This window comes from Hyphomonas sp. (genome assembly GCF_037969335.1).
Taxonomy (GTDB): Bacteria; Pseudomonadota; Alphaproteobacteria; order Caulobacterales; family Hyphomonadaceae; genus Hyphomonas.
The window spans coordinates 1-7,765 of record NZ_JBBKXE010000037.1 but is presented as its reverse complement, the minus strand read 5'-3'; the positions used below and the strand labels follow the sequence as shown (position 1 = coordinate 7,765).

The 7,765-nt window shown below is 63.2% G+C and carries 9 protein-coding genes; 1 reads left to right on the top strand and 8 read right to left on the bottom strand.

Annotated features, from left to right (window positions below; all coding sequences use genetic code 11):
* From AADA04_RS02620 to AADA04_RS02590, 7 genes are all read right to left on the bottom strand, one after another.
* Positions 1-1,299 (bottom strand): UDP-N-acetylmuramoyl-L-alanyl-D-glutamate--2,6-diaminopimelate ligase (locus AADA04_RS02620; protein ID WP_340691678.1); only part of this gene is annotated, 1,299 nt, incomplete at its 3' end.
* Positions 1,296-2,921 (bottom strand): penicillin-binding protein 2, encoded by a 1,626-nt coding sequence (locus AADA04_RS02615; protein ID WP_340691677.1) that lies wholly within the window; start codon positions 2,919-2,921, stop codon positions 1,296-1,298. The genes AADA04_RS02615 and AADA04_RS02620, both read right to left, overlap by 4 nt.
* Positions 2,918-3,253, bottom strand: coding sequence for a septum formation initiator family protein (locus tag AADA04_RS02610; protein WP_340691676.1), 336 nt, complete (start codon positions 3,251-3,253; stop codon positions 2,918-2,920). Before AADA04_RS02610 ends, AADA04_RS02615 begins: the two co-directional genes overlap by 4 nt.
* Entirely contained in the window at positions 3,250-4,278 is a 1,029-nt protein-coding gene (gene rsmH, locus AADA04_RS02605; RefSeq protein ID WP_340691675.1) for a 16S rRNA (cytosine(1402)-N(4))-methyltransferase RsmH, read from the bottom strand. The genes AADA04_RS02610 and rsmH overlap by 4 nt, the downstream gene beginning before the upstream one ends.
* Positions 4,278-4,793 carry a hypothetical protein gene (locus tag AADA04_RS02600; protein WP_340691674.1) on the bottom strand — a complete coding sequence of 172 codons (516 nt, stop codon included), beginning with the start codon at positions 4,791-4,793 and terminating at the stop codon, positions 4,278-4,280. Before AADA04_RS02600 ends, rsmH begins: the two co-directional genes overlap by 1 nt.
* Positions 4,794-5,245: 452 nt before the next feature.
* On the bottom strand, positions 5,246-5,788 hold the full coding sequence (locus AADA04_RS02595; RefSeq protein WP_340691673.1) for a carboxymuconolactone decarboxylase family protein: 543 nt from the start codon (positions 5,786-5,788) through the stop codon (positions 5,246-5,248).
* Between the two features lie 161 nt (positions 5,789-5,949).
* Positions 5,950-6,510 (bottom strand): peroxiredoxin, encoded by a 561-nt coding sequence (locus tag AADA04_RS02590; RefSeq protein WP_340691672.1) that lies wholly within the window; start codon positions 6,508-6,510, stop codon positions 5,950-5,952.
* A gap of 124 nt (positions 6,511-6,634) precedes the next feature.
* Here AADA04_RS02590 and AADA04_RS02585 point away from each other — a divergent pair, with 124 nt between their 5' ends.
* Positions 6,635-7,531 (top strand): hydrogen peroxide-inducible genes activator, encoded by an 897-nt coding sequence (locus AADA04_RS02585; protein ID WP_340691671.1) that lies wholly within the window; start codon positions 6,635-6,637, stop codon positions 7,529-7,531.
* A gap of 81 nt (positions 7,532-7,612) precedes the next feature.
* Here AADA04_RS02585 and AADA04_RS02580 read toward each other — a convergent pair whose 3' ends face one another.
* The gene (locus tag AADA04_RS02580) at positions 7,613-7,762 is read right to left on the bottom strand and encodes a helix-turn-helix domain-containing protein (RefSeq protein ID WP_340691679.1); all 150 of its coding nucleotides are present in this window, start codon (positions 7,760-7,762) and stop codon (positions 7,613-7,615) included.
* Positions 7,763-7,765: the final 3 nt, after the last annotated feature.

Genomic DNA, 7,765 nt, shown 5'->3' with positions numbered 1-7,765 from the left:
CACCGTGCGGATCGCCAGCTCCCGGTCGCCGATCTCGCGGGCGCCCGGCGCACCGGCGAGCACGGCCTTGCGAATCGTGGCGGCGTCTTCCGTGCGGGGATTGTCGTCTGTGACGATGACGTCATCGGCCTGGCGCGTGGCAATCTCGCCCATGATCGGGCGCTTCTTGGCATCGCGGTCGCCGCCGCAGCCGAAGATCACCTTGAGGCGTCCGGCCGTGTGCGGGCGCACGGCGCGCAGCAGAACGTCCAGCCCGTCAGGCGTATGCGCGTAATCCACGAAAACCCCTGCCCCGGCATCCGTTTTGCCGACCAGTTCGAGCCGTCCCTTGACCGGCTGGAGATGGGTCAGACCATCCGCGACCTGCTCGAACGTCAAGCCAAGCGACAGCGCAATCGCCGCGGCGGCCAGCGCATTCAGCGCCTGGAATTCACCGATCAGCGGCAGTTCCAGCGGCTTGTGCTCCACATCACGCCAGAACAGGGTCAGCACCTGCCCGGTGGCGCGCGGCATGATCTCGTCGATCCACAGGTCCTCGCCGCGCCAGCCAAACGACACGATCTGCAGGCCCGCCTCTTTCGCGGCGGCTTCGAACACCTCGCGATGGTCGCTGTCGGCATTCACGATGGCCGGCATGCCCTCGCGCCCGAACTGGCGGAACAGGCGCAACTTGGCCTCGAGATAGGCTTCCATCGTGGCGTGATAGTCGAGATGGTCCTGCGTGAAATTGAGGAAGGCCACCGCCGCCAGGTCAACGCCGTCGAGGCGGAACTGTTCGAGACCGTGGCTCGAGGCCTCCATCGCGCAATGCGTCACGCCCTGGCGCACCAGTTCGCGCAGCGTTTCGTGGATCGTCACCGGGTCCGGCGTCGTGTGGCCGACATCGATCTTGCCACCCGGGCCGATCGCACCGAGCGTTCCCATCGAGGCGGCGCCCAGGCCGGCCCGTGTCCAGATCTGGCGCAGGAAATCCACGGTGGATGATTTTCCGTTCGTGCCGGTAATCGCGACCACCGTCTCGGGTTGCGAGGCATGGAACCGCTTCGCCGCAAGCGCCAGCGCCAGGCGCGGCTCGTCCGCGATCACATGCGGCACGGGCACTTTCTCGACGCCGCCATTCGACAGGATCGCCGCTGCACCCGCCTCGACCGCCTGCGGCACGAACTTGCGCCCGTCCGACGCGGTGCCCTGCAGGGCGGCGAACAGGAAGCCCGGCTGCACCTTGCGGCTGTCCGCCGTCATGCCGGTGATCTCGGTATCGCCGTCTTCGGCGAGGGGAAACAGGTCTTTCAGCTTCACAGGGAACTCCTCTCATCAGATGCAGAGCGGAGTTCAGCACCGGCAGGCCGGACACCTTCGAAATGCGGGGCGAGCCCGAGCAGAGGCGCGACACGTTCGATGATGCGTCCGGCCGTCGGCGCTGCGTTCAGCGCAGCCGTATCGCCACGCTCCGCCCCTGCCTTGGGTTCATCCAACGTCACGATCAGGGCATATTGCGGGCGGTCATAAGGAAATATGGCCGCAAAGCTGGTCACGTTACGGGTGTCGTCATAGCCGCCGTCGACCGGCTTTTCCGCCGTTCCGGTCTTGCCGGCAACGCCATAGCCGGCGACATCGGCCCGCTTGCCCGTGCCATTCACGACCGCTTCGCGCATCATCACATTGACCATGTCGGTCGTCAGCGCCGACATTACCCGCACCGGGGCGACCTTGCGCGTCTCGTCCATGACAAGCGTCGGGCTGGCCCGCTCGCCGCCATTGGCAAACGCCGAGAACGCATCAAGGAACGACATCGGCGTCACCGCGATTCCGTGCCCATAGGACACGGTCGCCGCCGACAGGTCGTCAAACCGTTCAGGCAGGATCGGCTTCGCACTGCCGGCCAGTTCGATGGGGGCCCGGTCCATCAGGCCCAGGGCTTCAAGAAACGCCTTCTGGCGACGCGGGCCCAGCTTGGCATTGATATGCACCGTGCCGAGGTTCGAGCTTTCCGAGATGATCCGGGTGACACTGGCCGGTCCGCCGATCGGATGCAGGTCGTGAATCATGTAGCCACGGATTTCCATGGGCGTCTTCACGTCGAACAGGTCCGTCGGCTTGATCGCGCCCGCTTCCAGTGCCGCAGCCACCGTGAACGGCTTGAACACTGAGCCGAGCTCGTACACCGCACCGGTTGCCCGGTTCAGCTGGGCCGCGTCATCGCGCTTGAGTTCCAGCGCGCGGTTGGCATCGACCGGTGGCCAGCTGGCCATGGCGCGCACTTCCCCGGAATGGGCATCCATCAGGATCACGGCGCCGCCCTGGATATCATGCTCGGCAGCCGCAGCTGAAAGCTCTGATTCCACGGCAGACTGGACACTGTTGTCGATGGTCAGGCGAACGGGTTCGCCGCCGCGGCTCAACTGGCTGTCCAGCGCATATTCGATGCCGCCAATGCCCTTGCCGTCAACATTGGTATAGCCCAGCAAGTGACCGGCCAGCGTGCCGCGCGGATAGGCCCGGCGGCTCTCTTCCTCGAACCGCAGGCCTTCCAGCCCGAGGTCGAACACGGCCTTGCGCTGGCGGGGCGTCAGGCCGCGTTTGACATAGACAAACTCGCGCGCCTCGTTCGACAGGTTTTCAGTCAGGTCGGCGACCTGGATGTCCGGAAACACGCTCGTCAGCGACCGGGCAACATCGCCGGCATCCCAGATCAGTTTCGGATTGGCGACCAGCGAATAGGCGGTCACGGACGTCGCCAGGAGTTCACCGTTGCGGTCCACGATATCGGCGCGAACCGGGGCGTCGATCTTGGCAACGCTGTGCGCGCGGGCCGGTGTGGATGAGACCGCGAGATAGCCGCCCTTGCCCGCCAGGACGACGAAGAGGGCGCTAAGGCCGAGTCCGACCAGCCGTGTCCGGTCGCGGGCGCGTTCAGTCATCTGGCGCCCTCCGCCTGTTCACGCTCTGGCGCCACGCTGGACGTGACCGGCAGGCCGATAACCTCGTCGAGATCGGATTCACCGGCAATCTGGTCAGGCCGTGGCGGGGCCATGCCCAGCTCGCCACGGGCATATTCCTCGATCCATTCACGCCGGCTCATATGAGACAATTCGGTCTCAAGCAGCGCTTTTTCGTGCCGCGCATCCTCGATCTGGGCTTCAACAGCCATGATCTCGGACGCTGTATCCTTGGCACCATATTTCGCCCGGTACAGGCTCACGATCAGCAAGCCCACAACCAGGATTCCAAACAGGAAAGCGCGTCGACTCATGCCACATCCTCCAGGTCCGACAGGGGCGGCAGGTTCATGCCGTCGCTGGCGTCTTCCTCGATCACGGGCGCGTTGGTACGGATTGCGGCCCGCAGCTTGGCTGAACGTGCGCGCGGATTGCCTTCCACTTCCTTATCAGAAGGAACAATTGCTTTGGAAACAGCGAGTTCGAACGTCGGATCCGGCCCTTTGGCCATCAGCGGCATGTGGCGCGAGCCGCCACTCTGCTTGCCGGCCCGGTCGCGTAACCATTGCTTGACCATACGGTCTTCCAGCGAATGGAACGCAACAATCACCAGCCGTCCGCCGGGGCGCAGGATGCGCTCGGCAGCGCACAAGGCACGGGCCAGCTCGCCGAGTTCGTCGTTCACGTACATGCGGATGGCCTGGAAGGTCAAAGTTGCCGGATGGGTGCGCGCGCCCCGGCGCCCACCGACAGCCACTTCAACCGCATCGGCGAAGTCCGCCGTTGTTTCAAAAGGCTGCTGGGCCCGACGCTGCACGATATGGCGCGCAATCCGCCGCGCCTGCCGCTCTTCACCAAGCCGGAAGACGATATTGGCCAGGTCGCGCTCGGACATCGTGTTGACGACATCCGCCGCCGTCGGCCCGGCAGCGCCCATGCGCATGTCCAGCGGGCCGTCCTTCATGAAGGAGAAGCCGCGTTCGCCCTCATCGATCTGGTAGCTCGAAACGCCGATATCCAGCACGACACCGTCGACGGACGCATGTCCGGCATTGATCACCAGCGCATCCATTTCGCCGAACCGGCCAAGCAGTGGCGTCAGGCGCGGTGTCTCCGCAGCAAGCTTCTCGGCTCGCTGGATTGCGTCGAGGTCGCGATCAATCGCCAGCACATGGCATTTCGCGGCCAGCAGGATCGCCCGCGTATATCCGCCACCGCCAAAGGTGCCGTCGACAATCAGGTCTCCATCCTGCGGCGCAAGCCAGGTGAGGACTTCGTCCATCATGACGGGATTGTGCCCGGATGCCTGCGAACGGGCAGAAGTGTGGCGTGCGCTCATCAGCCTTCGCTCCCGTCGACCAGTTTCGGGGCCGGGTAGGCACCGGCGCCCTGCTGGTGCAGGACTTCGGAATAGGCCCGGCCAAAAGCGGCCAGTGTTTCGGGGTCGGCCGCAGCCGTCGCCATGGCAGAGTTGAAGGCAGCGTGCTTTTCAGGATTCCATATCTGGAAACTGTCGATATTGCCCGCGAACTTGATCCGGTCCGTCAGGTCGGCCGCCTTGCAGAGGTCCTCCGGAAGCTTGATCCGCCCGGTTTCGTCCATCTTGAGGTCAGCAGAGCCCGCGATGATACGGGTCACCAGCGCCTTGCGAACTTCGGACTGCGGAGCCAGGCGCGTCAGGGTCGCCCGGTACATGGCCATCAGGGCTTCGCCGCCGCCCTCAAGGCAGCCGGATCCATCCAGCGCCGGCCAGAGGAAGATACGGGTGCCACCCCCAAGCGCTGCACGAAAGGGCGCGGGGATCGAAACCCGGCCTTTTGCATCAATAGCGCTCTCGTAGGTGGAAACAAACACCCGCCAACCCTGTAATTATTATGCCTAAACCCCAGCATGGGTAAACCATGTGTAAATTTGGAATATCATGGGTGAGGATGGGCCTCAATGGGCTGACTGGGTGAATCGAAATATCCACAACCATGCCGGGTTAGAACATAGAATGCACACACAGGGAACACGGCAGAACATGCGCATGGGAGGGCATGGGAATGGTGTATTTTGTCGTTCTGAATCAGTGGCTTGCCGACATGTGTTGTAGCGATGCATCGCGCGCTGAAGTTGATGGGAAAACCACACCAATCCAACTGACATTACATCAAATCAATGTCGGACCGCGCCCGAAATCATCATCTGCTTTTCTGAATCCTTGAATCGGGCGGTGCCATCTCCGCACGAATACACGGCCTTCTCAAGAAAAGCGCCCCCGAAGCCAGGCTCCGTGGGCGCGATGTTCAAGCAAGTGTATGAGGTCAGGCAGGCTCGGCTGCCAGCGCCGATTCCGCGGCCATGACGCGGGCAACCGCATTGACGACAGAACCGATGCGGACACCGGCCTGGATCTGGTCTGTGGTGAGGCCGTGCTTGCGCAACTCGGCCTCGTGCGCATCAAGGCACATGCCGCAGCCATTCACCGCCGACACGACGAGCGCGTAAAGCTCGAAATCGGCCTTCTCGATACCCGGTGCGCCGATCACGTTCATGCGCAGCTTCGCTGGCACGGTCTTGTAGGTCGCATTCGAGAAAAGGTGCGTCGTGCGGTAATAGACATTGTTCATGCCCATGATCGCGCTGGCCGCCTTGGCCGCCTTCACCGCTTCCGGGCTCAGCTTGTCACGCGCCTCTGCTTCCAGCGCCCGCAGCGAATGCGGTTCGCCGACAGCATGAGCGGCGGCCAGCATGCAGCCATATTTCTGCTGTTCGGTCAGGATGGTTTCGTTCGCCAGCGAGCCAAGGTTCAGTTTCAGGTCCTTGGCGTAGTCCGGCATTTGGGATTTCAGGGTGTCGAGCGACATCAAGGCATCCTTTCAGACACGAGTGGAGGTAAGGAGCCGTCCAGTGAGCGCCATGCGGCAGCGCGCCGGACCGCTTGTGCGCAGGCAGGATGACCAGCCTCCCGATAGAGAGGACAGGCCGGTCATCCCGGTTCTGCGTAATGGAATACGGAAACCCGCGACTAGGCCGCGAGGACCAGCGTGTCGCCGCCAACCTGGCGGTTACACGGGCAGAGCTCGTCGGTCTGCAGCGCATCAAGCACACGCAGCGTGTCCGACGGATTGCGGCCGACATTCAGGTTGGTCACGTAGACATGCTGGATCACGTTGTGCGGGTCGACCACATAGGTCGCACGATAGGCAACGCCCTCTTCCGCGTTGCGCACACCAAGGCCGTCAACCAGCGAGCCGGTCGTGTCGGCAAACTGCCAGATCGGCAGTTCAGCCAGGTCTGCGTGCTCACGGCGCCAGGCCAGCTTCACGAACTCGTTGTCGGTCGAGCCGCCGAGCACAACCGCGTCGCGATCCTCGAACTCACCATTCAGGCGGGCGAATTCAGCGATCTCTGTCGGGCAGACGAAGGTGAAGTCTTTCGGGTAGAAGAAGATCACCTTCCACTTGCCTTCAAAGCTGTTCTGGTCGAGCGTTTCGAACGCGCTGACGCCGTTTTCTTCGTGCTGCATGAACTTTGGTTTCACGCCGGTGATTTTGAAGTCGGGAAGTTTCTGGCCAATTCCGAGCATGGGAGGTATCCTATTGCAGTTACTGTTGTTTACGGGCCCGGTGGGAGCCCGATAAAAGTGCGTTTGCCGCGATTTTACCCAAAAGAATAATTGATATTCTCTACCGGTGATATAAATTCACTCTATGGCAATTCCGACCCTCAGACAGCTCCAGTTTTTGACCGCCCTCGGCGACACCGGCTCCTTCTCGCGCGCCGCTGAAGCCTGCTACGTGACCCAGCCGACCCTCTCGGCCGGCATCAAGGAATTGGAGGAATTGCTCGGCGTCCGGCTGGCCGATCGCGAAGCGCGCGGCGCCCGCCTGACGCATGCCGGAGAGCTCGCCGTCGTCCGCGCCAGCGCTCTGCTCGCAGATGCCCACGCCCTCGTTCAGGCGGTCCAGAGTGCCGGAGCGATGCTAACCGGCCCCTTCCATCTTGGCGCCATCCCGACCATCGCCCCCTTCGTCCTGCCGCAGGCCGTTCGGGCGCTGGGCGACACCTATCCGGACCTCAAGCTCTATCTGCACGAAGACAAGACGACCCGGCTGATCGACCAGCTCCGCACCCGCACACTGGACGCCGCCCTGATCGGCCTGCCCTGGGACGCTCCGGGCATCGAGACCCTGCCCTTGTTCGACGATGAATTCCTGTTCGCCTCGTCAACCAGCCACCCGCTGGCGAGGAAGAACGGCCTCTCGCCGGATGATCTTGCGGGCGAAGACATTCTCCTGCTCGAGGACGGCCACTGCCTGCGCGACCATGCCCTGTCGATCTGCCGCTTGAAGACCGGCAACCATGCCGGACAGGTGGCGGCAACGTCGCTCGGCACGCTGGTCAACATGGTCGCCGGCGGGCTCGGCGTCTCCCTCCTCCCCCGGCTTGCAATGGATCACGGCCTCGCCATCGGGAATGACGTCGCCGTGCGCGAGTTCACCACACCCGTCATCGGCCGTCAGGTCGGCATTGCCTGGAAATCCGGCAGCCCCCGCGAAGCCGACGCCCGCAAGATCGGCGAAATGGTCAAGGCCGCACTGGTCTAGGCTTGCGGTGTCCCGCCTGAAACGGAAAAGCCCCGGAGCGCAATGCACTCCGGGGCTCTCGATGTCAGTATGGCCTTGCGCCTAGCCCGCTTCGCGTTCGTTGCGAACGTCGAGATCGTATTCGCGCACCTTGCGGTAAAGCGTCGAACGGCCAATGCCGAGGCGGCGCGAGACTTCGCTCATATGGCCGTCATAGAACTCGATCGCGTATTGCAGGATGTCCTGCTCGATTTC